Annotated in this window: 20 protein-coding genes and 2 pseudogenes; 10 read left to right on the top strand and 12 right to left on the bottom strand. The window is 73.0% G+C overall.

Features of this window, described 5'->3' with window-relative positions; all coding sequences use genetic code 11:
* Positions 1–101: 101 nt before the first annotated feature.
* Positions 102–331, bottom strand: a pseudogene (locus OHU89_RS09560) (amino acid transporter); the annotation flags it as partial.
* A gap of 90 nt (positions 332–421) precedes the next feature.
* Between OHU89_RS09560 and OHU89_RS09555 the strand changes: the two are divergent.
* The 3 genes from OHU89_RS09555 to OHU89_RS09545 are packed head-to-tail and all read left to right on the top strand — an operon-like array spanning position 422 to position 5,300.
* Positions 422–1,048 (top strand): YigZ family protein, encoded by a 627-nt coding sequence (locus OHU89_RS09555; RefSeq protein ID WP_405641670.1) that lies wholly within the window; start codon positions 422–424, stop codon positions 1,046–1,048.
* A gap of 51 nt (positions 1,049–1,099) precedes the next feature.
* On the top strand, positions 1,100–2,272 hold the full coding sequence (locus tag OHU89_RS09550) for an exonuclease SbcCD subunit D (RefSeq protein WP_405641668.1): 1,173 nt from the start codon (positions 1,100–1,102) through the stop codon (positions 2,270–2,272).
* 34 nt (positions 2,273–2,306) lie between these two features.
* Positions 2,307–5,300 (top strand): AAA family ATPase, encoded by a 2,994-nt coding sequence (locus tag OHU89_RS09545; protein ID WP_405641666.1) that lies wholly within the window; start codon positions 2,307–2,309, stop codon positions 5,298–5,300.
* A gap of 1 nt (position 5,301) precedes the next feature.
* Here OHU89_RS09545 and OHU89_RS09540 read toward each other — a convergent pair whose 3' ends face one another.
* Positions 5,302–5,748 carry an Lrp/AsnC family transcriptional regulator gene (locus tag OHU89_RS09540; RefSeq protein ID WP_405641664.1) on the bottom strand — a complete coding sequence of 149 codons (447 nt, stop codon included), beginning with the start codon at positions 5,746–5,748 and terminating at the stop codon, positions 5,302–5,304.
* 135 nt (positions 5,749–5,883) lie between these two features.
* On the opposite strand from OHU89_RS09540, the gene OHU89_RS09535 reads away from it, so the two are divergent.
* From OHU89_RS09535 to OHU89_RS09525, 3 genes are all read left to right on the top strand, one after another.
* On the top strand, positions 5,884–6,366 hold the full coding sequence (locus OHU89_RS09535; protein ID WP_266895435.1) for a rhodanese-like domain-containing protein: 483 nt from the start codon (positions 5,884–5,886) through the stop codon (positions 6,364–6,366).
* 164 nt (positions 6,367–6,530) lie between these two features.
* Complete coding sequence (locus OHU89_RS09530; protein WP_405641662.1) at positions 6,531–7,049, top strand: immunity 21 family protein; 519 nt, start codon at positions 6,531–6,533, stop codon at positions 7,047–7,049.
* Between the two features lie 41 nt (positions 7,050–7,090).
* Positions 7,091–7,924: an SDR family oxidoreductase gene (locus OHU89_RS09525; protein ID WP_405641660.1), complete on the top strand. Its 834-nt coding sequence runs from the start codon at positions 7,091–7,093 to the stop codon at positions 7,922–7,924.
* Between the two features lie 24 nt (positions 7,925–7,948).
* Here OHU89_RS09525 and OHU89_RS09520 read toward each other — a convergent pair whose 3' ends face one another.
* A complete protein-coding gene (locus tag OHU89_RS09520) occupies positions 7,949–9,637 on the bottom strand; it encodes a DUF885 domain-containing protein (protein WP_405641658.1) in 1,689 nt (562 codons plus the stop codon).
* Positions 9,638–9,669: 32 nt separating this feature from the next.
* Positions 9,670–10,161, bottom strand: coding sequence for an Lrp/AsnC family transcriptional regulator (locus OHU89_RS09515; protein ID WP_307033663.1), 492 nt, complete (start codon positions 10,159–10,161; stop codon positions 9,670–9,672).
* A 60-nt stretch (positions 10,162–10,221) separates the two neighbouring features.
* Between OHU89_RS09515 and OHU89_RS09510 the strand changes: the two genes are divergently transcribed.
* Positions 10,222–11,457 carry a trans-sulfuration enzyme family protein gene (locus OHU89_RS09510; protein ID WP_405641656.1) on the top strand — a complete coding sequence of 412 codons (1,236 nt, stop codon included), beginning with the start codon at positions 10,222–10,224 and terminating at the stop codon, positions 11,455–11,457.
* Here OHU89_RS09510 and OHU89_RS09505 read toward each other — a convergent pair.
* The 5 genes from OHU89_RS09505 to OHU89_RS09485 all read right to left on the bottom strand — a co-directional run bounded on the left by OHU89_RS09505 (position 11,429) and on the right by OHU89_RS09485 (position 20,331).
* Entirely contained in the window at positions 11,429–12,823 is a 1,395-nt protein-coding gene (locus OHU89_RS09505; RefSeq protein ID WP_405641655.1) for a GNAT family N-acetyltransferase, read from the bottom strand. The genes OHU89_RS09510 and OHU89_RS09505 overlap by 29 nt on opposite strands.
* 141 nt (positions 12,824–12,964) lie before the next feature.
* A complete protein-coding gene (locus OHU89_RS09500; protein ID WP_405641654.1) occupies positions 12,965–15,607 on the bottom strand; it encodes a DUF6493 family protein in 2,643 nt (880 codons plus the stop codon).
* Positions 15,604–16,998, bottom strand: coding sequence for an SWIM zinc finger family protein (locus OHU89_RS09495; RefSeq protein WP_405641652.1), 1,395 nt, complete (start codon positions 16,996–16,998; stop codon positions 15,604–15,606). The genes OHU89_RS09500 and OHU89_RS09495 overlap by 4 nt, the downstream gene beginning before the upstream one ends.
* A gap of 153 nt (positions 16,999–17,151) precedes the next feature.
* On the bottom strand, positions 17,152–18,726 hold the full coding sequence (locus OHU89_RS09490) for an alkaline phosphatase D family protein (protein ID WP_405641650.1): 1,575 nt from the start codon (positions 18,724–18,726) through the stop codon (positions 17,152–17,154).
* 150 nt (positions 18,727–18,876) lie between these two features.
* The gene (locus tag OHU89_RS09485) at positions 18,877–20,331 is read right to left on the bottom strand and encodes a PLP-dependent aminotransferase family protein (protein ID WP_405654398.1); all 1,455 of its coding nucleotides are present in this window, start codon (positions 20,329–20,331) and stop codon (positions 18,877–18,879) included.
* Positions 20,332–20,489: 158 nt separating this feature from the next.
* On the opposite strand from OHU89_RS09485, the pseudogene OHU89_RS09480 reads away from it, so the two are divergent.
* Positions 20,490–21,335 (top strand): annotated as a pseudogene (locus OHU89_RS09480) (DMT family transporter); the annotation flags it as partial.
* Between the two features lie 81 nt (positions 21,336–21,416).
* Here the strand turns inward: OHU89_RS09480 and OHU89_RS09475 are convergent.
* A complete protein-coding gene (locus OHU89_RS09475; protein ID WP_266895446.1) occupies positions 21,417–22,247 on the bottom strand; it encodes an alpha/beta fold hydrolase in 831 nt (276 codons plus the stop codon).
* A 143-nt stretch (positions 22,248–22,390) separates the two neighbouring features.
* On the opposite strand from OHU89_RS09475, the gene OHU89_RS09470 reads away from it, so the two are divergent.
* The gene (locus OHU89_RS09470; protein WP_405641649.1) at positions 22,391–23,272 is read left to right on the top strand and encodes an RNA polymerase sigma-70 factor; all 882 of its coding nucleotides are present in this window, start codon (positions 22,391–22,393) and stop codon (positions 23,270–23,272) included.
* 166 nt (positions 23,273–23,438) lie between these two features.
* Positions 23,439–24,200: a GntR family transcriptional regulator gene (locus tag OHU89_RS09465; RefSeq protein ID WP_266895448.1), complete on the top strand. Its 762-nt coding sequence runs from the start codon at positions 23,439–23,441 to the stop codon at positions 24,198–24,200.
* Positions 24,201–24,290: 90 nt separating this feature from the next.
* Here the strand turns inward: OHU89_RS09465 and OHU89_RS09460 are convergent, their stop codons facing one another.
* Both OHU89_RS09460 and OHU89_RS09455 read right to left on the bottom strand, forming a co-directional pair.
* On the bottom strand, positions 24,291–25,448 hold the full coding sequence (locus tag OHU89_RS09460; RefSeq protein WP_266895450.1) for an ROK family protein: 1,158 nt from the start codon (positions 25,446–25,448) through the stop codon (positions 24,291–24,293).
* A gap of 99 nt (positions 25,449–25,547) precedes the next feature.
* A complete protein-coding gene (locus OHU89_RS09455; RefSeq protein WP_405641646.1) occupies positions 25,548–26,210 on the bottom strand; it encodes a response regulator in 663 nt (220 codons plus the stop codon).
* Positions 26,211–26,221 lie beyond the last annotated feature (11 nt).

The raw sequence follows: 26,221 nt of genomic DNA, 5'->3' as shown, positions 1-26,221 counted from the left end.
GGCCGTAGTTCCGGGTCCGGCTCGGCCCGCCGCAGCACCTCGCGGGTGACCGGGGCGACCTCGCTGTCACCGGAGACCAGGAACCGGACGAGGTGGCTGACCAGGAGCCCGGCCGCGAGCGCGGCGATGCCGGGCTGGTAGCCGAGGGTGGAGAAGTAGTCGACGCCGGTGAGACACATGGCCCGCCACCACCTGTGCCCCTTGTCCCCCTCCTCGGGGGTGGCGTGCGGCCCGGGTGCCGGGCCGTCTGCTCGCTCAGCCCCTCCAGCAGCCACTGCCGGCAACGGGCCCTGGCATGGCCCTCCGAGCCCACCGCCTGCGTGCCGGTCATGCGGTGATCTCCCTGCGGCGCGATCTTCACCACATCGTCGCCCGCACCTCCTGGTCGGGCGAGCCGGGACGGTACGCATAGGGTGGCCGGATGCCGGACGAGTACCGCACAGTCGCCCACGCGGGCGTGCACGAGACCGAGGTCAACCGCTCCCGCTTCCTGTGCGCCCTCGCCCCCGCGGCCACGGAGCAGGAGGCCCAGGACTTCATCGCGTCCGTCCGCAAGGAGCACACCGACGCCACCCACAACTGCTTCGCCTACGTCATCGGCGCCGACGCCGCGATCCAGAAGGCGAGCGACGACGGCGAACCCGGCGGCACCGCCGGCGTCCCCATGCTCCAGATGCTGCTGCGCCGCGACATGCGGTACGCCGTCGCCGTCGTCACCCGCTACTACGGCGGCGTCAAACTCGGCGCGGGCGGCCTCATCCGCGCGTACGGCGGAGCGGTCGGCGAAGCCCTGGACGTCCTCGGCACGATCACCCGCCGCCGCTTCCGCCTCGCCACGGTCACCGTCGACCACCAGCGCGCAGGCAAGCTCCAGAACGACCTCCGCTCGACCGGCCGCGAGGTACGCGACGTGCGCTACGCCGAGGCGGTCACGATCGAGATCGGCCTGCCGGACACGGACGTCCCGGCCTTCGAGGCCTGGCTCGCCGATGTCACCGCCGGGACGGCCGGGTTCGAACTGGGTGGAGAGGCCTATGGCGATGCCTGAAAGGCCGGTAACCGCCCGTGATGTCAGACCCGGCCGTTAGTCTCGGGGATCATGCGACTGCTGCACACTTCCGACTGGCATCTCGGCCGGGCGTTCCACCGGGTCAACATGCTCGGGGCGCAGGCCGAGTTCATCGGCCATCTCGTCACCACCGTGCGTGAGCACGCCGTGGACGCCGTGGTCGTGTCGGGAGACGTGTACGACCGGGCGGTGCCGCCGCTCGCCGCGGTCGAGCTGTTCGACGACGCCCTGCACCGGCTGGCCGACCTCGGTGTGCCCACGGTGATGATCTCCGGGAACCACGACTCCGCCCGTCGACTGGGCGTGGGAGCCGGCCTCATCGACCGCGCGGGCATCCATCTGCGGACCGAGCCCGCGGTGTGCGGGACACCGGTGGTCCTGGCGGACGCCTTCGGTGACGTGGCCTTCTACGGGCTGCCGTATCTGGAACCCGCTCTGGTGAAGGACCAGTTCGGCGTGGACAAGGCCGGTCACGAGGCCGTGCTCGCCGCCGCCATGGACCGCGTCCGCGCCGACCTCGCCGCACGCGCGCGTGGAGAGAAGAAGACGCGGTCCGTCGTCCTCGCCCACGCCTTCGTCACCGGCGGCGAGGCCAGCGACAGCGAGCGGGACATCACGGTCGGCGGAGTGGCCGCCGTACCGGCCGGGGTCTTCGACGGCGTCGACTACGCGGCGCTGGGACATCTGCACGGCTGCCAGACCATCACCGAGCGCGTGCGCTACTCCGGCTCCCCGCTGCCGTACTCCTTCTCGGAGGCCGACCACCGCAAGAGCATGTGGCTGATCGACCTGGACGCCGAGGGCGCGGTGAGCGCCGAGCGCATCGGCTGCCCGGTGCCCCGCGCGCTGGCCCGCATCCGCGGAACGCTGGAGGACCTGCTCGCCGACCCCGAACTCACCCGCCACGAGGATGCGTGGGTCGAGGCGACCCTCACCGACGCGGTGCGCCCCGCCGACCCCATGGCCCGGCTCACCGAGCGCTTCCCGCACACCCTCAGCCTCGCCTTCGACCCCGAGCGGGCCCCGGACGACCCCGACGTGTCCTACGCCCAGCGGCTCGCGGACCGCAGCGACCAGGAGATCGCCGAGGACTTCGTCGCCCATGTGCGCGGCGCGGGGCCCGACGAACACGAACAGAGTGTGCTGCGGGACGCGTTCGACGCGGTCCGGGCGGACGAGGCGGTACGGGAGGTGGCGCGGTGACTCCGCGCGCGACGCAGACAGAGGAGGGCGCCCGGTGAGGCTGCACCGTCTGGACATCACCGCGTTCGGGCCCTTCGGCGACTCCCAGAGAGTCGACTTCGACGCACTGTCGACCGCCGGTCTCTTCCTTCTGCACGGACCGACCGGCGCGGGCAAGACCTCCGTCCTCGACGCCGTCTGCTACGCGCTCTACGGCTCCGTGCCGGGCGCCCGTCAGTCCGGCCAGGGCATGACCCTGCGCAGCGACCACGCCGCTGCCGCCACCCGCACCGAGGTCCGCCTCGAACTGACCGTCGCCGAACGCAGGTTGGAGATCACCCGCCAGCCGCCGTGGGCACGGCCCAAGAAGCGTGGTTCGGGCAGCACCCTGGACAAGGCACAGAGCTGGCTGCGCGAGTACGACGCCCAGGCCGGCACCTGGAAGGACCTCAGCCGCTCCCACCAGGAGATCGGCGAGGAGATCACCCAGTTGCTCGGCATGAGCCGCGAGCAGTTCTGCCAGGTCGTGCTGTTGCCCCAGGGCGACTTCGCCCGCTTCCTGCGCGCCGACGCCGAGGCGCGCGGCCGGCTGCTGGGCCGGCTCTTCGACACCCACCGCTTCGCCGAGGTCGAGAAGCGCCTCGCCGAACGCCGCCGCGCCACCGAGACCCAGGTGCGCGACGGTGACACCGAACTCCTCGCCGACGCCCACCGCATGCAGCAGGCGGCCGGTGACGCCATGCGACTCCCCGACACTGCACCGGGCGAACCGGGCCTCGCCGACGCCGTCATGGGCGCCGCCGCGATCGCCCGCAGCACCGCCCGTGAACAGCTGACCATCGCCCACAGCCGCCTCACGGCCGCCGAGTCCGCCCAGGCCGCCGCCGAACACACGCTGGCCGATGTACGCGAACTGGCGCGACTGCAACAGCGGTTCACACAGGCGCGGGACCGGGCCGCCCTGATGGAGGAGCGCTCCGACGGCTACCGGCAGGCGCAGGCCCGCATGGAGCGGGCGCGCAAGGCGGAGGCAGTGGCGCCCGCGCTGGAGCTGCGGGAGGCCGCCGACGCCGAGCACGGCAGAGCGGCCGTCGCACAGTCACGCGCGCGTGCCCTGCTGCCGGAGACCTTCGCGGGCGCCGGTGCGGCCGGGCTCGCGGCCGCCGCCCGCCGGGCCGCGGAGGAGCTGGGCGGGCTGGAGTCGGCGCGCCGCGGCGAGCAGCGGCTGGCCGAACTCGTCGCCGAGCGGGCAGGGCTGGACCGTCAGGAGCGTGCGGACGAGGACGTTCTCCAGGAGGCGGAGGCGTGGCTCGCCGGGTGGGAGACGATCCGCGCCGGGCTTCAGTCCCGCATCGACTCCGCGCAGGAGGCCGCGACGCGGGCCGAGCAGTTCGGCGTGCAGCGCGAGCCCGCGCAGAAGCGGCTCAACGCCGCACGGATGCGGGACGAGTTGGCCGGCGACACCGACACGATCGCCGATCGCGTCCGCCTCGCCCAGGAGGATGCGCTCGCGGCCAAGGCGCACTGGCTAGACGTCAAGGAACAGCGGCTGAACGGCATCGCCGCCGAGCTCGCCGCGCAACTCGCGGACGGTGAACCCTGTGCCGTCTGCGGTTCGACCGACCACCCGGCCCCGGCCCGCAAGGACGCCGGGCACGTCGACCGGGAGGCCGAGGAGCGCGCGCTGGCCGCCTACCAGCAGGCGGACGAACGGCACATCGAGCAGGAACGGCGCCTGGGCACCGTACGCGAGGCGCTGGCGGCCGCCACGGCAGAGGCGGGGGACACCCCCACCGAGCAACTCGCCGTAACGTCCGAGGAGTTGGAGCGACTGTACGCCCAGGCCCACCGGGACGCCTCGGATCTGCACCCCGCGCGCGAGGAGCTCCGCCGTGCCGAGGTCGAGCAGGGGCAGCGGACCACCGCACGGCAGCAGGCCGAGGTCCGGGCGGCCTCGCGGGTGGGGCACCGGGAGCGGTTGGACCAGGAACGGGTCCTGCTGGAGAAGGAGTTGACCCAGGCGCGCGGCCCCGCCGACAGCGTGGCCGCGCGGGCCGCGCAGCTGGAGCGGCAGACCGCCCTGCTCACCGACGCCGCCGACGCCGCCCGCGCCGCCGAGGACACCGCCCAGCGGCTCAAGGACGCCGACGCCCGGCTCGCCGACGCCGCCTTCCGGGCCGGTTTCGAGACACCGCAGGCCGCGGCTGACGCCCTCCTCGACGACGCCGCCCACCGTGACCTCCAACGGCGGCTCGACGCCTGGCAGTCCGAGGAGGCCGCAGTGCGGGCCGTCCTCGCGGAGCCCGAGACCGTGGATGCCGCCCGGCAACCGTCCGCCGACCTCGCGTCGGCCGAGCGGGGAGCCTCCCTCGCGGCCCAGCGGGTGCGCGACGCCGCCTCCGCGCGCGACGCCGCGGCCCGGCGCTGCACCGACCTCGACCGGCTCTCCGCGCGTGCGACCGGCTCGGTGCGACGGCTCGCACCGCTGCGCGAGGAGTACGACCGCGTCGCCCGCCTCGCCTCGCTCGCCGCGGGCACCTCGGCGGACAACGAGCGCAAGATGCGCCTGGAGTCGTACGTCCTGGCGGCCCGTCTGGAGCAGGTCGCCGCGGCCGCGACCGTACGGCTGCTGCGGATGTCCTCCGGCCGCTACACCCTTGTCCATTCCGACGACCGGGCAGGACGCGGCCGCAGCGGGCTCGGGCTGCATGTCGTCGACGCCTGGACCGGCCGTGAGCGGGACACCGCCACGCTGTCCGGCGGCGAGACGTTCTTCGCCTCCCTCGCCCTCGCCCTCGGGCTCGCGGACGTCGTCACCGACGAGGCCGGCGGGGTCCGTCTGGACACCCTCTTCATCGACGAGGGGTTCGGCAGCCTCGACGACCAGACCCTCGACGAGGTCCTCGACGTCCTCGACTCGCTGCGCGAACGCGACCGCAGCGTCGGCATCGTGAGCCATGTCGCGGACCTGCGGCGCCGCATCCACGCGCAGCTGGAGGTCGTGAAGGGACGGGCCGGGTCGGCGCTGCGGCAGCGCGGCGCGGGGTGAGTCAGCGGCCCAGCGGGCGGCGGGGGAGCGGCGAGGAGTAGACGACGCTCGTGGTCACCGAGCCCAGCGAGCCGATCTTGCCCGACACCTCCTCCAGATGCCGCATCGAGCGGGCGGCGACCTTGATGACAAAGCAGTCGTCGCCCGTGACGTGGTGCGCCTCCAGGATCTCCGGAGTCACCTCGACGAGGTCGTGGAACGGCTTGTAGTTCCCGTTCGGGTACCGCAGCCGCACGAACGCCAGGATCGGCAGCCCCAGCCGGTCCGGGTCGACCACCGCGGAGTACCCCCGGATCACCCCCGCCTCCTCCAGCCGGCGCACCCGCTCGGTCACCGCGCTCGGGGACATGGAGACGGCACGGGCGAGCTCGGCGAAGCTGGCCCGGCCTTCCCGCTGGAGGACTTCGAGAATGCGCCAGTCGGTGGCGTCCGGGGAAAACGCGGTCATGTCCGAGAGATAGCAGGGGATTCACCGGCCGATCAAGCCGAAGGCCGGGGATCGACACTTCTGGATCATGATCGTCGGCCGTAGATTTCTGGTCGTGGAGCCACACCACGAGAACCGCCAGGGAAAGGCCAGAGCATGAGCACCAGCACCGCCGTCGTCAACCCCGTCCTGCGGGTCGCCCCCGCGGCTCCGGCCGAGGCCGCCGCCTACTTCCGTGCGAGCCTCGTCTTCCACGCCGACGTGTCCGACGTCGCGGCCGCCCTCGCCGCCGACGGCGACCCCGGCTTCGTCGTCCTCGACTCCCGTTCCACCGAGGCCTGGGACCAGGGACACATCCCGGGCGCCGTCCACCTGCCGACCGCGCTCATCCCCGAGCAGGCCGAACAGCTCCTCGACAGGAACGTGCCGGTCGTGACGTACTGCTGGGGCCCGGGCTGCAACGGCGCCACCCGCTCGGCCCTCGCCCTCGCCGAACTCGGCTACCAGGTCAAGGAGATGCTCGGGGGCTTCGAGTACTGGGCGCGCGAGGGCTTCGAGTTCGAGACCTGGGAGGGCGCGGAGCGCCGGGACGCCGACCCGCTGACGGCGCCGGTGGGCGCGGAGAACTGCGGGTGCTGAGCCTGGCGCTCCGCCGCAGGGTCAGGTTGCTGAGCCTGGCGTTACGCCGTGGGTCCGTGGTGCTGAACCGGATGCTCCGTGGAGCGGGGCGATAGCTGAATCCGATGTTCCGCTTTTTGGTATCCGCCGACGCGAGCTGTCATGCACGCGGTAGATTCCGCGCCATGGTGCGATACGCGGAGCCGGGCGCGGCGGAGTGGGTCGAGTCGGGCGGCGGGCCGCTGATAGCGGTGCCGGAGACGGTGCTTCCGTTCTGGGCGGGCGCCGACGGCGACGAACTGGCCTCGGACTACGACCGGGCCTGCGAGGTGGACGGATACGTCGGGCTGCTGCCCGTCGGGGACAGCGCGGCGCTCGTGCTCGGCGACGAACCCGCCTCCACCACGTACCTGCCGGACCGCGGCATCTTCGTACGGTGGTCCGCGGGGGAGTCCGAGGAGCGGCTGCTGGCCGAGGTGCCGGCGGCGCTCGACACCGCGGTGTGGGGGCCCGAGGTCACCTGGAACGTGCCAGGACCGGTGCTGCTGTTCGACGCCGCGTGGCCCGGGAACGACTCGCTGCGCACCGATCATGTGTGGATCGCGCTGGACCCCGGCCGTTACGCGGTGCGTGCGGCGCATGTGCGGCCCGGTCCGGAGACGTGGCTGGGACTCGTACAACTGAGGCCGCTGGCGCACGAATAATCACGTGCGCCGCAGAAGCGCCCTGACCATCATGGTCGCCCATGCCCCGACTTCCGCACCCCGCACCCGAATCGCTCCGCCGCGACCCGCTGCCCCTGCGTGGTCGCACCGCCCTGGTCACCGGCGCCAGCAGACGCGGCGGCATCGGGCACGCGGTGGCCCGCCGGCTGGCCGCGTACGGGGCGAGCGTCTATCTGCACCACCATGTGCCGCACGACGCCGCCCAGCCGTGGGGCGCCGACCGCCCCGAGGACGTGCTCGCCTCCGTGCGCGCGGCACAAGGCGATCCACAGGCCCGGATCGCGGCGGGCCCCGGTGACCTGTCCGACCCGGCCGCCCCCGCCGAACTGATCGACACCGCGGTCTCCGCGCTCGGCGGCCGCCTCGACATCCTGGTCGCCAACCACGCCCTCAGCGGCAGTGACGGCACCCTCGACGAGATCGACGCGACCATGCTCGACGCGCACTGGGCGGTCGACACCCGCTCGGTACTGCTGCTCGTGCAGGCCTACGCGCGCCGCCGCTCGGACACCCCGGGCGGCCGGATCGTGATGATGACCTCCGGCCAGGACATCGCCGGCGGCATGCCGGGCGAGATCGCCTACGCCCTCCAGAAGGGCGCCCTGGCCTCCGTCACCCGCTCGCTGTCGACGACCCTCGCCGAGCAGGCGATCACGGTGAACACCGTCAACCCCGGCCCTGTGGACACGGATTACCTGACCGGCGAGGTGTACGAGGCCGTCGCGGCCCGCTTCCCCGCCGGCCGCTGGGGCATGCCGGACGACCCCGCCCGCCTCATCGCCTGGCTGGCGACGGACGAGGCGGGCTGGGTCACCGGGCAGGTGATCGACTCGGAGGGCGGATTCCGGCGCTGACTCCGAGCGCGTTCCCGCGCTGGCTCAGAGCGCGGAGAGCTCGTCGACCAGGTCGTCCAGGCCGAGGGAGCCCTGCGAGAGCGCCGCCATGTGCCACGCCTTGAGGTCGAAGGCGTCGCCGTGGCGGCGCTGCGCGTTCTCCCGGCCCAGCAACCAGGCCCGCTCGCCCAGCTTGTAGCCGATCGCCTGCCCCGGGATCGTCAGATAGCGGGTCAGCTCGCTCTCCACGAAGTCCGCCGGACGGCTGCTGTGCGCCCCGAAGAACTCCTGCGCCAGATCCGGGGTCCACGGCTCACCCGGGTGGAACGGCGAGTCGGCCGGGATCTCCAGCTCCAGATGCATGCCGATGTCCACGATGACCCGCGCGGCCCGCATCATCTGCGCGTCGAGATAGCCGAGCCGCTGCTCCGCGTCCGTGAGGAACCCGAGCTCGTCCATCAGCCGCTCCGCGTACAGCGCCCAGCCCTCGGCGTTGGCACTGACGATGCCGACCGTGGCCTGGTAACGGGAGAGGCTGTCGGCGACGTGCACCCACTGCGCGAGCTGGAGGTGATGGCCCGGGACGCCCTCGTGGTACCAGGTCGACACCAGGTCGTACGCCGGGAAGCGGGTCTGGCCCATCGTCGGCAGCCAGGTGCGGCCAGGACGGGAGAAGTCCTCCGACGGGGGCGTGTAGTACGGGGCCGCCGCGCCGCCGGGCGGCGCGATGCAGGACTCCACCTTCCGTACCCGCTCGGCCAGTTCGAAGTGCGTGCCGTCCAGCGACTCGATCGCCTGGGTCATCAGAGCCTGGAGCCAGTCCCGGACCTCGTCTACGCCCTCGATGTGCTTGCCGTGCTCGTCGAGGTGCGCGAGCGCCACCCACGGCGTCTCGGCGCCGGGGAGGATCTTCTCGGCCTCCTTCTTCATCTCGCCGAGCAGCCGGTGGTACTCGGACCAGCCGTACGCGTACGCCTCGTCCAGGTCGAGGTCCGTGCCGTTGAAGTAACGCGACCAGTGGGCGTAGCGCTCACGGCCCACCGTGTTCGGCGCGCCCTCGATCGCCGGCACGTACACGTCCCGCATCCAGTCCCGCAGCTCGGCGACGGAGGCGGTCGCGGCGCGGGCCGCCTCGTCGAGATCGGCGCGCAGGGCCTCGGGACCGTCCGCCGCGAAGTCCTCGAACCAGCCGCGGCCCTCACCCGTGTCCGCCCACTCGGTGAGCTGCTCCACGAAGGTGGCCGTGGGGCGCGGGGACGCGTACAGCTTGCGTTCCAGACCGAGCGCGAGGGACTCGCGGTACCCGGCGTACGCGGCCGGCACGGCCCGCAGCCGCTCGGCGATCGCCGCCCACTCCTCCTCGGTCCCGTTCGGCGTCACGGTGAACACCTCGCGCACCGAGTGCGCCGCCGTCGCCATGTTGCCGACCGAGCGCAGCCCCTCGTCCGCCTGGTGCACCGCGAGCTCCGCGGTGAGCCGCTCGCGCAGCAGCCGGGCGCAGCGGCGCTCGATGTCACTGTCCGCACCGGGTTGCCGCTCGGCCTCGTCGAGCCTGGCGAGCGTGGCCCGCTGCAACTGCGCGAGCGCCTCCTGGCCCGCCGGCGAGGTGTCGGGCAGCCTGCTCGAACTCTCCTTCACACCGAGGTACGTACCGGTGATCGGATCGAGGGCGATGAGGTCGTCGACGTAGGTGTCGGCGACCTCACGGGGCAGCGGGCTCTTGGTCTCTGACATGCGGTCCATCCTCATACGAGGGGCCGCGCGCGTCACGCGGATTGAGCCGAGGGCGTAGGCGGCAGCAGCGGTCCGCAGTCCCACTGCTGGAAGATCAGACGCGTCTCCACCCGGGCCACTTCACGATGAGCGGTGAACTCGTCCAGGACCAGCCGCTGCAGATCCGTCATGTCCGCGACCGCGACATGAACCAGATAGTCGTCCGGGCCGGTCAGATGGAAGACGGTCCGCGACTCCGGAAGCGCCCGGATGCGCTCCACGAACGGCCCCACCAGCTCCCGCCGATGCGGCCTGACCTGCACGGACAGCAGCGCTTCCAGGCCGCGCCCCAGCTTCGTCGGGTCCAGTCGCAGCTGATGGCCGAGGATCACGCCGGCGCGCCGCAGCCGGGTCACCCGGTCCAGACAGGTCGACGCCGCGACCCCGACCTGGGCGGCGAGGTCGCGATAGGTGGTCCGGGCGTCGTTCTGCAGCAGCCGCAGAAGATGAAGGTCCACCGGATCCAGTACGACAGATTCGGCCATTGGCCGAACGTAGCACGGTGTTCGCCTTCCTCAGTCCGGTCGGTGTTCACTCTTGCCCGCATGGAGACGACGCCTGTGCCCATGAGAGCCCTGGCCACCGAAGCCGTTCACGCCGGCCGCGACGACCTCGCCCGGCAGGGACTGCACGCCCCGCCCATCGACCTGTCGACCACCTACCCCTCGTACGACAGCCGAGGCGAGGCCGCCCGTATCGACGCCTTCGCCACCACCGGCGCCGACCCGGACGGCCCGCCCGTCTACGGTCGTCTGGGCAACCCGACCGTCGCCCGCTTCGAGACGGCCCTGGCTTGTCTGGAGGGCACCGAGTCCGCGGTGGCCTTCGCCAGCGGCATGGCCGCGCTGAGCGCGGTACTTCTCGTACGGGCCTCCCTCGGCCTGCACCATGTCGTCGCCGTCCGCCCGCTGTACGGCTGCAGCGACCACCTGCTCACCGCCGGACTCCTCGGCTCCGAGGTGACCTGGACCGACCCGGCGGGCATCGCGGACGCGCTGCGCCCCGACACCGGCCTGGTCATGGTCGAGTCCCCGGCGAACCCCACGCTGGCCGAGGTGGACCTGCGGGCGGTGGCCCATGCCTGCGGCTCGGTCCCGCTGCTCGCGGACAACACCTTCGCCACGCCCGTGCTCCAGCGCCCTGTGGAACAGGGCGCACGGCTGGTGCTGCACAGCGCCACCAAGTACCTCGGCGGGCACGGTGACGTGATGGCGGGGGTGGTGGCCTGCGACGAGGAGTTCGCCGGACGGCTGAGGCAGGTCCGTTTCGCCACGGGTGGCGTACTGCACCCGCTGGCCGGTTATCTGCTACTGCGCGGCCTCTCCACCCTGCCGGTCCGCGTCCGCGCCGCCTCCGCCAACGCCGCCGAACTGGCCCGCCGCCTTGCCGCCGACCCCCGGATCGCCCGTGTCCACTACCCGCGCATCGGCGGCGCGATGATCGCCTTCGAGGTCCACGGCGACCCGCACGAGGTGATCGCGGGTGTCCGCCTGATCACCCCGGCGGTGAGCCTGGGCAGCGTGGACACCCTGATCCAGCACCCGGCGTCCATCAGCCACCGCATCGTGAACGAGGGTGACCGACGGAACGCCGGGGTGAGTGACGGCTTGCTGCGGATGTCGGTGGGGCTGGAGGACGTGGAGGACCTCTGGACGGATCTGGACAACGCGCTGGGCAGGACGCCGCCCGGGGGCGCGGGGAACTGCGCGACCAGCCACAGAGCGCCCGCACCCGCCGACGGTCCTGCGGTAGCTACGGCGCTTCTGCGTTCGTCACGCTGACCATGCCCTCCGCCGACGCGGCGACCCCGTCCAGCCGCGCAGTGATCACCAGGGTCCCCTCCTCGATCTGATAGTCGAGGGGGAGCCCCAGCCCCCGCATCGCCGCGACCATCCCCGTGTTGGACGCCTGCGTCACGGCGTACACACTGTCGCACCCGGCCTCAAGAGCCATCCCCACCAACCTGCGGAGCAACTCCGCACCGATACCGCGCCGCTGCCACTCGTCCTCGACGAGCAGCGCGACCTCCGTCTCGTCCCCGTCCCACAGCAGATGACCCAGGCCGACCAGTCGACCCGACGTCGTCTGAACGGCCACGGTCCGCCCGAAGCGCGGGCTGAGCAGGTGGTTCAAGTACCGGTCCGCGTCGCCCACCGGCCCGTGATAGCGCAACGACAACGTCCGCTGCGAGCAGCGCTCGTGCATCGCCTTCGCCGCCTCCAGGTCGCCGACGTCAGCCCGGCGCACGGTGATGTCGTTGCCCTCGGGCAGCGTCAGTACGTCCTCGCTGCGCGGCACCCGGGGACCGAGCACCGCGTCCAGCTCCACCAGGGCCCGCGCCCGCGCGAACTCGGTCGGGGTGAACGGCAGATAGGGCCGCTCCACGGTGATCACTCCGCCTTCCGGCGCCCGCAGCCTCATCACGGTGTCCTCCAGCGCGCCTTCAGTGGGCACGGTCTCGGGCCCCGCACCCGCGGGTGACTGCCGGATCGTGCACCGGCCCAGCAACTGCCGCAGCGTCAGCGGAAGTTCCGCCGCGTCCAGCGCGGTACGGGTCGCGAGGCCGAGCACCCGGGTCGGCGCGTCGACCAGGTCATGGGCGTCGGCCCGCTCGATCCAGGTACCGGAACCGCCGGCCAGCGAGACCGCCCGGGTGATGCCGGACGCCTCGAGCGCGCCGGGCGCCCGCAGCAGGAACTCGTCCACCGTGCCCTCGGCCAGCGGATGCGTCTGCAGGCTGAGGATGTCGACCCGGTGACCGGCGAGCGCCGTGCACAGCGCGGCCAGCGATCCCGGCTCGTCCTTCACCGTCGTCCGCATCCGCCACAGCGTGCTCACCCCGGCCTCGGCCGGCGACTGCTCGGACGGCCCGGCCTGCTCCGGGGAGAGCGGCCGGGCGTCGATATCGGTATCGCCGACCGGCGGTGCGTGACCGTGGTGTCGTGCCCACCATGTGTGGAACGCCGCCGTGGCGACCAGCGCGACCGCCGAGATCAACAGCAGCACCGGACCGTCGGGACCGTGCCCGACCAGGTTCGCGACGGCGTCCGCCACCGCGACCGCCGTGAAGAGTGCGGCGAGTTCGATGACGTCCCGCCGCCAGTGGTGGACCGGACGACCATGCCTCGCACGCGTCACATCAGACATTTCTCGTTTCATACCGCCACTGTGAAGGAACGGTGTTGCGTGATCACGAACGCTTTGTGACCGGGCGGTAAAGACTAGATCTGCACTATTTGTGGCTGTTCTTACGTTTGCGTTGCGGCAGACGGTGCAGTGGGGCGAGCGTCAAGCGGCCACCTCCAGAGCCAGCGCGCTGTGCAACCGCCGGGCCTGCGTGACCAGTCGGGACGAGCCACGCCGGTCCGCTGTCCGTGCCAGATGCGGCACCTCGCCCCGTGCCCCGGACCGCTCGGCGCACTCCGCGGCCACGGCGAGCAGTTCACCGAGGCCCCGGACCTTCGCGGCCTGTCCGTCCGGCCCGCCGGTGGCGAGGTCGGCGAGCAGCACGGGCAGGGTGTGCCGCAGCAGTCCCCAGATGGTGGCGTTCGCCCCGGTCGCTGCCGCCGCTCGCACCGACTCCGCCAGCCGCAACGGCTTCACGGCCCCGCGCCGCACCAGCTGCCCGAGATCCGCGCCCAGCAGAGATGTGTCGAGCTGCCCGCGCGCCGCGAGCACCAGCAGGGCGTCCACGGCGGCGAGTCGATCCTCCTCGTGCCGGGCCCCGAGCCCGTACGCCAGGCACAGATGCACGGCGTCATCCGCCTCGCCGCCGGACTCGGCGAGCAGCGGAAGTATGGCGGCGGCTCCTCGGGTGTCGTCGACGGCGACCGTCGAGATGTCACGCAGGAGGCGGGCCGCGATGAGTTCGCGGAGCTCGGGGAGCAGAGCGAGCCAGTGCCGGCGAGGGGCGTCGTCCCAGTGGTAGCAGTGCCAGCGGTCCTTGTACACACTTACCGGCCGGCCCAGGTGACGGAACTCGCGGCCGAAGTCCTCCTGCAGCTCCGGGAGTTCACCGAGCTCGACCAGCAGGCGCGCTCCCGCGGTCCGCCGCCGGTACGTGGGCAGCGCCGACGGCCCCGCGGCGAGCCACCGGGCCAGGCGCTTCCCCTCCGACGTGCCGAGCCCTGCCGCCTTCTCGGCCGCCGCCGCGGACGCCGACTCGTCCGTGCGGCGCACGCGGAGCAGCGCCTGGTCGAAGTCCGCCGCCGACACCCGCGCACCGAGGCGCCGGTACTCGTCGAGGCGGGCCACCAGCTCGTCGGGCTCCAGCAGCCCCGTGCTCCAGGTGGGTGCGGACAGCAGGAAGGGCAGCGGGTCGGTGGCGAGCCGGTACGCGACCTCCGCGACGCGGGCGTTGAAGGCCTGCGCCAGTGGGCTGTGTACGCAGGCGTGCGCCGACGTCCCGTGCTGGACCGCGCTGTGGAGCGTGTCTGTACGCACCTTGCCCAGCAACGTCGCCAGCACCACTTCGAGGGAGGACAGACGGCCGCCGAAGGCGTACTGCCCCTCATGCCCGGGGTCTCCGACGACCCACCACAGGCGTGCCACCACCGGCCCGAGCGCCCCGATCAGGGACTCCCGGTCCTGGTGGGCATGGCGCACGAGCCCGTCCAGGGTGCGCTCGAACGTCGCCACATCCCCACCGGACGCCAGCAACACCCCGACCTCCTCGGCGAGTTCGGCGGCCGCCTCGGGCGCAGGAGCGAGACGCACCGGCTCCGGCACCGGCGGCAGCACCTCCTCGTGGACCACGGTCTGCGATGCCGCCGGTGCCGCACCCAGCACGGCGACCGCCCGGGCGCGCAACGCCGGGATCAACTGCTCCGCCGCGAAGCCCAGTTCGTCGCGCACCCCGGCGCCGGCCTTCTCGACGTGCCGCTCGACCAGCTTCAGCGCCCGCTCCTGCACATCCGAGTCCTCGTGCCCGAACGCATGGGCGGCGCCCGGCAGCAGCTCGTCGACCGTGCCGGCGTCCCGTGCGAGCACCTTGCCCAGCAGGACGAGCTGGGCCCGTACCAGCTTCTTCTCCGTACGGAACAGCACCGCGCCCGACATCTCGGCGAGCCGGCGCACGGGCAGGTCGCCGTCCAGGGCCAGCGCGCCCAGCACCGACTGTGCGTGCGAGGCGACCGTCGACGTGGCGTCCGCGGCGAGGGCCAGCCAGTCCGCCGTCCGTTCGCGCTCTTCGTCGCGAGCGAGGTCCAGTGTCTTGAGGAGGCGGAGGAACACCCGGTGATCGGCGGGCCGGCCGCCCCGCAGGAGCCGGGCGACACACGCGTCGACCATCGTCCGCCGGTCGAGCGTGCCCTCGGCCGTGAGCCCGGCCAGAGCCCCGGTCCAGCTGTTCGGCCCGTCACCGGACAACCACCCCAGCAGGGAGCCCACGTCGTCCGTCTCGAAGACTGCGGCCACCAGCTGCGCGAGATGCGGCTCCCGACGCAGCCGGTCCTGCACGGTGCCCTCTCGATGCCAGGTGGTGCCGATGTGGAGCAGCCAGCCCCGGACGTACGCGTCCGTCGTCGGCACCGGACAGCCCGAGAGACGCACCAGGCCGGACATCAGCTCGTACGCCACGTCGGCACCGGCCGGACGCTGTGCCAGCCGGTGCGCCACGTCCGCCAGCCATGCGGGATCGCGGTCGCCCAGCACATCGATCAGTACCGCCGGCTGCGCCTGCCACCAGCTCATGTCGGAGGCCCCGAGCCAGCTCGCCACCGCCGCCGCACCGGTCTGGCAGGCCGCGCCCGCCACATGCAGGGCGGGGTGCGCGCGCCGCGTGGCCGCGCCCCAGCGATCCGCCCGGAGCTCCTTGCGCAGCTCCTTCAACTCGGGGAAGGCCGCCCGCCGTTCCGCGTCCGTCATCCCGTCCAGCAGACTCAGCACCTCGGCCGTCCGCCCGCCCCGCACCGCATCGATGAGCTCGCTCATCGCACACCCCCGTCGACCCGAACCGTCTCCCGCTCCACCGCGGCACCCCGCCGCACCATGCGCACCGCCAGCGCGTGCTTGCACGGCCCGCGCCCGCCCCGGTACTTCGCCCACCACAGGCAACTGCAGCTGAGCACCCCCGCCTCGTCCCGCACCCGGTGCACATGTCCGTCCTCGGCCGTGACCGTGCCGTCCAGGGCGACCGCGCCCGCCGCCACCAGCGCCCGGGCCGACCGCAGCCGCGGGTTGTGGCGCTCCACGCGCTCGGCGTCGTAGGGCAGCTCCCGGTGGAAGTAGGCCGCCTCCGCCGTGTCGTACCCGACGCGGCCCGAGGTGCCCAGGCGGACCAGGGCCGCCCGGACCCGGTCGGCCGTGAGGCCCGCCGCGGCCGCGAGGTCGGCGACGTCGACGCGGGGCTCCCATGCCAGGAGCACAGAGATCAGCTCGGCATCCTCCGCGGCCTCGTCGGTCGCGAGCGCGTCGAGGACACCGCCCTCGCCGGAGAACCCGCGCGAGGCGTCGGGCGACAGCGTCAGGGTGAGCCGCATGCCCGGCAGGACGGCCTCCCAGGCGCCGGCCGTGGCGGCGCTGCCGGAGCCCGGGGCGACCGCCGGGCCGTACACCCGCAGGGCCGTCGCGTGCCGCAGCACCCGCTGGAGCGCGACCAGCCGCTCCGGCCCCGGCAGACACACCGCGCCCGGCACCGCGCGGGTGGTCGGCCGCAGCGTGCCGCCCGCCGGCACCACCCACCGCGGGGCGCCGCGCCCTCCGCCGCGAGGCAGCGCCCGCAGGAACCGCACGGCCTCGGCGGCGGGCAACTCGGCCCGCAGGTCGAAGCCCGCCGCGATCACCTGGGCCTCCGCGAAGCCGCGCAGCCAGCGGTCGGGGAGCGGCACCTTCTTCTCCACGACCGGGCCGTCGAGCGTGGTCACGGCCAGCTCCTCGGGGCCGACCCGCAGATGGAGCGGGTCGTCCGCGCCGATCCGCGAGAGCGCCTCGCGCAGCGGGTTGTTGACGTCGACGTTCGTCGTGCCGTGCCCCACCTCGCCGCCGTCCAGGCCGGGCGCCAGCACGTCGAGGCGGGCGTAGACCCCGCCGCAGCCGGAGAAGGACTCGAAGCGCAGCCGGTCGCCGTTGCCCGTCACCACCGGGTCCAGCGAGGCGCGCAGCTGCGGCTGGAAGTAGCGCGCGGCCGCGACGTCGGCCACCGCGAGCAGTCCGGCGGAGGCCACCTGAGGAGACGTCAGGAAGCCCGCGAAGAACCGCGGATGGTCCTCGGCGCCCGAGGGCGTCGCACCCCGTGAGGTCTCGAGCCCCAGGCGCTGTGAGCCCGCTGCGGACTCCAGCACGGAGGGTCGGCGATAGGCCACGGCCTGCAGAGATCGCGTCATGGAAAAACCGTAGAGGCGACCACTGACAATCGACCTTGACCTGCGAAAACACCCTGGGTGAGGGGGAGTTCGCAGGGTCATCGGCCAGAAAATACGCAGGCCGCGCACCGGGGGATGACGCCGGGACGCGGCCCGCCTACGAGGGTACGGGAGTCACTGGCCCACGCGGCCCGGTTGGAGCACCTGCGTGAACAGCACGGTGCCGTCCGACTCCCGCAGCCGGACCGTCAGCTCCCCGCTGCCGCCGTCGATGTCGACCTCGCCGAAGAACTGGTAGCCGCCGGCGGGCGAGACGTTCGCGGTCGGCGGCGCCTTGACGAACACCCGCTCCGGGCCGAACGTGCCGTCCAGCGTGTTGGCCTGGAAGGCGCCGGCGTTGAGCGGCCCGGACACGAACTCCCAGAACGGCTCGAAGTCGGTGAAGGCGGCCCGGGACGGCTGGTAGTGCTGGGCCGAGGTGTAGTGCACGTCGGCGGTCAGCCACACCGTGCCGGTGATCCGCCGGTGCTTGATGAACCGCAGCAGCTCCGCGATCTGCAGCTCACGCCCGAGCGGCGCGCCCGGGTCGCCCTGGGCGACGGCCTCGATGTTGGGCTTGCCGTCCGTGCCGTCGGGCACGACCAGACCGAGCGGCATGTCCGAGGCGATCACCTTCCAGACCGCCCGGGAGCGTGCCAGCTCGCGCTTGAGCCACGCCAGCTGCTCGGCGCCGAGGATGCCCTGCGGGTCGGTGGCCTGGTCGTCCGGCGAGTTGGCGTTGCGGTAGGTGCGCATGTCCAGCACGAACACGTCGAGGAGCGGCCCGTGGTTGACCACCCGGTACACCCGGCCGTCGGGGCGGCGCAGGGTCGAGACCGGGAAGTACTCGGAGAACGCCTGCCGGGCGCGCGCGGCCAGCACGTCGATGTTCTTCTCGGTGTAGCGGGAGTCGGCGAGGATCTCGCCGGGGAACCAGTTGTTGGTCACCTCGTGGTCGTCCCACTGGACGATCGAGGGGACCTGGGCGTTGAACCGCCGGAGGTTGTCGTCGAGCAGGTTGTAGCGGAAGTTGCCGCGGAACTCGGTCAGGGTCTCGGCGACCTTGGATTTCTCCTCGGTGGTGACATTCCGCCAGGTGCTGCCGTCGGGCAGGGTGACGGACGCCGAGAGCGGGCCATCGGCGTAGATGTTGTCGCCGCTGCAGACGAAGAAGTCGGGGTCCAGGGCGGCCATCGCGTCATAGATCCGGTATCCGCCGCGGTCCGGGTTGATGCCCCAGCCCTGCCCGGCCAGATCGCCCGACCAGACGAAACGCACGCCGTCGCGCCTCCTGGCCGAGGCCGTGCGGAACGTGCCGGGGACCGGCTCGCCGTTACGGCGCGGGTCGTCGGGGTCGGCCAGCAGCACGCGGTAGTGGATCTGCTCGCCGGGCGGGAGGCCGCGCAGCCGGGTCGTGCCGGTGAAGTCGGTGTCCGCGCCGAGCAGCGGGCCGTGCCAGCGGCGCGGGTTGCGGAACGACTCGGTCGCCGACGTCTCGACGATCATGCGCGCCGGACGGTCGGACCGCACCCACACCAGCCCCGAGTTCGAGGTCACGTCGCCCGTCTGTACACCCCACCCCGCCGCGGGGCGCCCGGACAGGGCGAACGCCGGTGCCGAACCGGCAGCGGCGGGCAGGGCCAGGGCCGCCGACGCGACCAGGGAGCCGCGCAGGACGGTGCGGCGGTCGGGGAGCGGACGATGTGACATGGATGCGCCTCCAAGGACGGGATCCGGCCAGTGTGCGATGCCACAACTACTCGTGCGCCGCAGCGCACACGCAAACCACAAGTGAACAACTGACCGCGGGCGTAAGGGAACCGGTGTGCGATTCGCGGACACGACGAGGTACGGCGTCCCTCATCCGGAGCCCGCCTCGGCCATCAGCCGTACGCCCGAACGGATCCGCGCGGGGGACAGATGCGCGTATCCGACCACGAGCCGGGTCTCCGCCGGGCCCTCGGCACGCGCGTGCGTGCAGTCCGACAGCGGACGGACCGCCACCCCGGCCGCGGCAACGCGCGCGAGGAAGCGCTCCTCGGGCCCGTAGCGCTCCGGCAGTGTGGCGATGACGTGCAGCCCCGCGGCGATCCCGGACACCTTCGCGCCGGGGAAGTACTCCTCCAGAGCTGCTACGAGTGTGTCGCGCCGCTCGCGGTAGGCGCGCTGGCAGCGGCGCAGCTGGCGGTCGTAGTCGCCGCGCTCCACGAAACGGGCGAACAGCGCCTGGTCGAGGGCGGGATGGCCGAGGTCCATGGTCCGTTTGCGCTCGATCACCTCGTCGGCGAGCGACTCCGGTACGAGCAGCCAGCCCAGCCGCAGCCCCGGGGCGAGGGACTTGCTGACGGAGCCCGCGTAGGCCACACGGTCGGGATCGAGACCCTGGAGCGCGCCGACCGGGGCCCGGTCGTAGCGGAAGTCGCCGTCGTAGTCGTCCTCCAGGACGAACCCGTCCACGGACCGCGCCCAGTCGAGCAGTTCGGCACGGCGGCGCGCGGAGTACGCGATCCCGGTGGGGTACTGGTGGGCGGGCGTGGTCACGACGGCCCGCACGCCCGACGCCCGCAGGGGCCCGACGGCCAGCCCGTCCTCGTCCAGCGGCACGGGTACCGCGGTGACGCCCGCCGCGGCGTACAGGCCGTCGTGCTGCGGACTGCCCGGATCCTCCACGCCCACCTCGCGCAGCCCGCGCGCGTGGAGGGCGAAGCCGAGCAGGGTCGACGCCTGGGCCACCCCGGACACCACCACGATCCGCTCCGGGTCGGCCACCACCCCACGGCGGCGGGCGAGGAGTTCGGCCAGGGCGGTGCGCAGCCGGGGCAGCCCGCGCGGATCGGGATAGCCGAGCTCGTGGTGCGGCAGCTCCGCCAGCACCCCGCGCTGTGCCGCGGCCCAGGCGGCGCGCGGGAACAGGGACAGGTCGGGCGTCCCGGGCACGAAGTCCGCGCGGGCGCCGGGGGGACGCGGCGCGAGATCGCGCGCGCGTGGCTCGGCGGAACGCACGGCGCCGCCCACCCAGGTCCCCGCCCCCCGCCCGCTGCGCAGATACCCCTCGGCCGTCAGCTGCTCGTACGCCTCCGTCACGAGCCCGCGCGACACACCGAGGTCACCGGCCAGGTCCCGGCTCGACGGCAACCGGGTCCCCGGCGGGAGCCTCCCCGACCGGACCGCCGCCCGCAGCGCCGCCTGCAGCGAACGTCCACGCGTGCGTGCGGGCGCGGAGCCGAGCGGGAGAAGCAACTCCCAGGCAGCGGAGCCGGCCCGATCACCCGAGGCGAGGGCCGCCCTCCGACCGCCGGACGCGGAGCCTGCCAGCTCCTTCGGCGCGGACGTCCCCCGATTGCCCGACGCGGTGCCGGCCCCGTCCTCCGACGCGGACACCCTCCGACCGCTGGGCGCGGAGCCGCTCCGATCCTCCGGCGCCGAGCCTGCCCCCTCGCCCGACGTCCTGGCTCGCTTCCGATTGGTCTCCGATGACGTCATGGGAATGGACCTTAATGCGGGCCACCCCGCTCCCTAGCGTCGTTCCCATGAACGCCACCACCACCCGCGGAGCGCTCCTCGCCGCATTCGCCTGCGTCCTCGTCGGCGCGTCCTTCACCGCCAACAGCGTCCTGGGCGACTACCCGTACGCGGGCGGCCAGTTCCTGCGCTACGGCCTCGCCTGCCTGCTGCTCGTGCCGCTGGTGGGGCGCGGCGCGGCGGCCCGGCTGCGGACACTCGCGCCCCGGCAGTGGGCCCGCCTCGCGCTGCTCGCGGCCGTCGGCATGGTCGGCTTCAACATGGCCGTCATCGCGGCGGAACGTACGGCCGAGCCCGCCGTCCCCGGTGTCCTCGTCGGCTGCGCGCCGGTCGTGGTGGCCGTTGTCGTGCCCCTCGTCGACGGGCGTCGCCCCCAACGTGCGGTCCTGTACGGGGCGTTGCTGGTGGCCCTGGGCGCCTTCACGGTCCAGGGCTGGGGGCGGACGGACGGCGCGGGCCTGGCGTTCTCCGTGTGCGCGCTGGCCGGAGAGGTCGGTTTCGCGGTTCTCGCCGTGCCCGTGCTGCGGCCCCTGGGGCCACGGCTGCTGTCGGCGACGGTGTGCGGGATCGCCGCGCTCGAGTCCCTGGCGGCCGGACTGGTCGTGGACGGCACTGCGTGGCTGCGCCCGCCCGACCGGACCGAGGCCGCCGCGCTGCTGTGGCAGGCGGCGGTCGTCACGGTCGTCGGGTTCGTGTGCTGGTACATGGGCATGCAGCGGATCGGCGCGGAGCGCGCCACGCTGTTCTCCGGTCTCATCCCGGTCGCCGCCGCCTGCACCGCCCCGCTCGTCGGAACGGGCTCCTACGGCGTCGCCCAGGCCGTCGGGAGCGCCGTCGTCGGCGCCGGAGTCGCCCTCGGGTCCCGCGCGTCGAACAGGTCAGCGGCTGCCGTCGAGGATCACGCGCGCGACAAGCGCCGGGTCGTCGCTCATCGGGCAGTGGCCGCAGCCGGGCAGCCGCACGAGGCGGGCCTTGGGGATGATCTGCTTGGCGCGGACCCCCTGCCGGCGCAGGAGCAGACGGTCCTTGCTGCCCCAGGCCACGGTGACCGGAACACCGGGGATGTCGTCGACGAACCGCACGGAGCCACCCGCGCGGAGGGTCTCGGCGAAGCCGGTCGCGTTCACCAGCGCGAGCGTCTCGGCGACGACGGCCTCGGGTGAACGGCGGGCCGGGCGGGCGTAGATGGTGCTGGTGAGCGCGGTGCGGCCGGCCGCCGAGCGGGACAGTCGCTCGACCATCGGCCGGGGCATCCGCAGGGCTATGCCGCGCATCGTGAGCAGCACGGCGAACGCGTAACGCCGCTCCGCCTCCGACCAGAACCCCGCAGGGGAGAGGGCGGTGACGGACCGTACGAGCTTCTCCCGGCCCAGTTCCAGGGCGAGCAGGCCGCCGAGCGAATTGCCCGCGACATGCGGCCGGTCGAGCTCCAATGCCTCACAGAAGGCGCCGAACACGGCGGTCGTGGTGGCGAGGTCGTAGGTCAGTCCGTCCGGCAGCCCCGGGGACGCCCCGAAGCCGGGCAGGTCCACGGCGATGACCTCGCGCTCGGTCGCCAGGATGTCCACGACCGGGTCCCAGGCCTGGCGGTGGTGACCGATGCCGTGCAACAGGAGCAGCGGTTCGCCGCTGCCCACGCGCGCGTAGTCGACGGTCACGGTCCGCGGGCCGTGCGGGGAAGGGACCTTGAACGAGACGGTGGCGGCCATGTACGTGTGCTCCTCGTCTGGGACTCGCAGCCGGACGGCGTGTAGACAGCTTGTCAGCAATTGCTACCGGCGGGTAGCCCCCTTTGTGCGGCACGTGCCGGACTCGCCTGGACAGCACGCGGCACGTCGGCTGGGATGGTGTCGTGAGCACCGACACCGTGACCGACGTATTCGAAGAGCACCGCCCCGTCCTGGTGGGCGTCGCCTACCGCATGCTGGGGCGGGTGGCCGACGCGGAGGACGTGGTCCAGGAGGCCTGGCTGCGCTGGTCCGGCGCGGACCGCAGCGAGGTGCGCGAACCGCGCGGCTATCTGGTGCGTGTCACGACCCGCCTGGCCATCGACCGGCTGCGCCAGGTCAAGGCGCGCAACGAGGCGTATGTCGGCCCGTGGCTGCCGGAGCCGTACGTCACGGACTTCGGGGAGATGGTCCCGGACACCGCGGAGCGCGCCGTCCTCGCCGACTCGGTCTCCCTCGCCGTCCTTGTCGTCATGGAGTCCCTGTCGCCGCTGGAGCGGGCGGTGTTCGTGCTGAGGGAGGCCTTCGGCTACCCGTACGCGGAGATCGCCGCCATGCTCGACCGCGGTGAAGCGGCCGTGCGCCAGCTCTCCGGGCGGGCCCGCAAGCATGTCGAGGAACGACGGCCCCGCCACGACGTCGACCCCGTCCAGCGCCGGGATCTCACCGAGCGCTTCCTCGCCGCCGCCGCGGAGGGCGACCTCCAGGGGCTCATGTCGATGCTGGCCCCGGACGTCCGCCTCGTCGGCGACAGCGGCGGCAAGTCCAGGGCGCCGCTGCGCGTCATCGAGACGGCGGACAAGGTGGGCCGTTTCCTCGTCGGCGCCGCACGCAAGGGCGTCCCGGACATGTCCTTCCGCTTCCTGGAGCTCAACGGCGGCCCCGCGTTGCTGTTCCTGTCGGGCGACAAGCCCGACTCGGTCTTCCAGCTGGACGTCGTCGACGGCCGGATCCAGTCGGTCTACGTCGTACGCAACCCCGACAAACTGCAGTCGCTCGCCGCGTAGCGAACTCCAGCGCGAAGCCCCCGTCCCGCGACGGGGGCTTTGTCGTCATCAAGGATTGGTCTTGACCAAGGGTGGGGGCCGCCCTATGGTCGCAGAGAAGTGAAACAACCTTTAATAAACAAGGGCGCTAAAACGCCGCCGGACCACGGCGATTGCGGAGGACAGGGTGGGGACCACGCAGCTGGAAACGGTGCCGGAACCGAAATATTGGCATCTCAAGACCGTGCTCACTGAGGCGCTGGACTCCGAGTTCTCGGTGGGGGAGATCCTGCCCAACGAGCGCGACCTCGCCGCCCGGTTCGGCGTCGCGCGCGCCACGCTCCGCCAGGCACTGGAGCAACTCGAACTGGAAGGCCGGCTGCAGCGCCGCCGCGGTGTCGGTACGACCGTCGCCCCGCCCCGCGTGGGTGTCGCCGTCGGCACGGAACAGCATGTCTGGCCGGGCACGGCCCCGGACGCCTGGCAGTCCGTCGACAGCACGCTGGACGTCCCGTCGGCAGCCGTCGCCGGGGCACTGGAAACCGGCCACGACGAAGCCGTGCACATCGTCCGCCGCTCCCGTATGACGCACGGCCAGCCCGTCGCCGCGGAACTGCTCTACATCCCGCAGTCCTCGGTGCCCGACCTCTCCGCCATAGACGCCCCGTCCGGTGCGGCACGCGCGCGTGCCGTGCTGCGCGAGCTGCAGCGCCTGGGGCTGGAGGGTCAGGACAGCGCCGTGGAACTGGGCTCGGCCCGCGCCGACGACGCCAAGCAGCTGGACCGGCTGCCCGGGGCGCCCGTCCTCGTGGTGACGACCCGCTTCTTCTCGCAGGGCCGCACCGCCGCGCTGTCCGTCGCCACGTACCGCGCCGACACCTGCCGGCTGACCTTCGGCGACTCCGGCGGCGTGGAGATCCACGAGGACCCGGAGCGCCGGGCGTCCTGACCGCCGCAGCGCCCCACGCCTCGCGCCCCGGAGCGACTCCGGGGCGCGAGGCGTTTCAGCAACAGCAGCAACATGAGCAGCAGCAGCCCCTCAACGCCGCGCCGTCACCGTGCCCTCCACCGCGAAGAGCTGCTCCTCCACATGGTCCAGCGCCAGCCGCAGCGCCCCCGTCGCCACGGCGGCCTCGCCGAGGAGCGACAGCGTCACCTTCGGCGGCCGCAGACAGTAGCGCGCCAACTCCAGCCGCAGCGGCTCCAGTACGTCGACGAGACCGGTCGCCCAGCCGCCGATGACGACCAGCTCGGGGTCGAGGGCGAGGGACAGGGCGGCCACGTCGTGGACGAGCCGCTGGATGAAACGGTCGACGGCCGCCCGGGCCCGCTGGTCGCCCTCGCGTGCCTGCGCGAAGACCTCGGCGACGGCCTGCTCGTCGAGCGGGTGCAGCGGCTCGTCCGTGGTAGACAGCAGCTTCTCCGGCGTCACCTCGCGTCCGAGCAGATGCAGCGCGCCGATCTCGCCCGCCGCCCCGCCGTACCCCCGGTGTAGCCGCCCGCCGATCAGCGCCCCCGCGCCCGGACTCAGCCCCGCCAGCACGAACACGACGTCGTCGGACTCGGTGGCGGCACCCTTCCAGTGCTCGGCGACCGCCGCGGCGTTGGCGTCGTTCTCCACCAGGACCGGGCACTTGAAGGAACGGCTCAGCCGCTCACCGAGGCGCAGCCCCGTCCACTGGGGCAGCGCGGCGCACAGCCGCACGGTGCCGTCCGCCTCGACGATCCCGGGCGAGGCGACCCCCACCGCCCGCAGCGACTCGCGTGCGACGCCGGCCCGGCGCAGCAGCTCGGCCACCGCGGTGCGCAGTCGCTCCAGGCGCTCGTCGGCCGACGCCGTCTCGGAGACGTCCTTGGCGACGGCGCCGAGCACCCGGCCGTCCAGGTCCGACAGAAGCGCGGCGACCCGGTGGGGCCCGATGTCGAGGCCCAGCAGATGCCCGGCCTCGGCCCGGAACCTGAACCGCCGCGCGGGCCGCCCCTGCCGTCGTACGACACTCTCGTCGGCCGCCTTCTCGACGACGTACCCCGCCTCGATGAGCCCCTCGACCACGCCCTCGACGGTCGGCCGGGACAGGCCGGTCACCCGCGTGATCTCGGTCAGCGTCGCGCAGTCCGTGGCGCGCAGCGCGTGCAGCACCACCGCGGAATTGATCCTTCGCAGCAGCGAGGGATCCCCGCCGGTCAGCCGCCCCAACGTCCGTCCTCCCAGCTCGTGCGCGTGTTGGCCGGATCGTACTCGTAGGGACGGTGCCGGGCGAGTGCGGGGACCCGAGAGATCGTGAGCGGGTCCCGGTCAGCCGGGCGCCACGAATCCCGACTCGTACGCCGCGATCACCGCCTGCGTGCGATCCCGCACCCCGAGCTTGGCCAGTACGCCGCTGACGTGGGACTTCACCGTCTCCGTCCCGACGATCAGCCGCTCGGCGATCTCCGCGTTGGACAGCCCGCGGGCCATCAGCCGCAGCACCTCGGCCTCCCGCTCGGTCAGCTGGGCCCGCTCCATCGCCGCCCGGGCCGCACGATTCCCGCCACCCTCGCCGTACTCGGCGGCGAGCTGCCGCACCGACGCCGGGAACAGCAGCGACTCACCCTCGGCCACCAGCCGTACCGCGTGCACGATCTCGGCCGGCCGGGCCCGCTTCAGCAGGAACCCGTCGGCTCCGGCCCGCAGCGCCTCGTACACGTACTCGTCGTTCTCGAACGTCGTCACCACCAGGATCTTCGGCGGCACGTCGATCGTCCGCAGCACCGCGCGCGTGGCCTCGATCCCGTCCATCAGCGGCATCCGTACGTCCATGGCGACCACGTCGGGCCGCAGTTGCCGCACCAGCGGGATCACCGCGGCCCCGTCCGCCGCCTCCCCGACGACCTCGATGTCGGGCTGCGCCTCCAACACGGCCCGCAGACCCGCGCGTACGAGGGGTTCGTCGTCGACGAGGAGAACGGTGACCGGCATCCGGCCAGCGT

This window comes from Streptomyces sp. NBC_00019 (assembly GCF_045041015.1).
In the GTDB taxonomy this organism is placed as follows: Bacteria; Actinomycetota; Actinomycetes; order Streptomycetales; family Streptomycetaceae; genus Streptomyces.
Note: the sequence above shows the minus strand (reverse complement) of the source record. Positions and strands in the feature narration are given on the sequence as shown.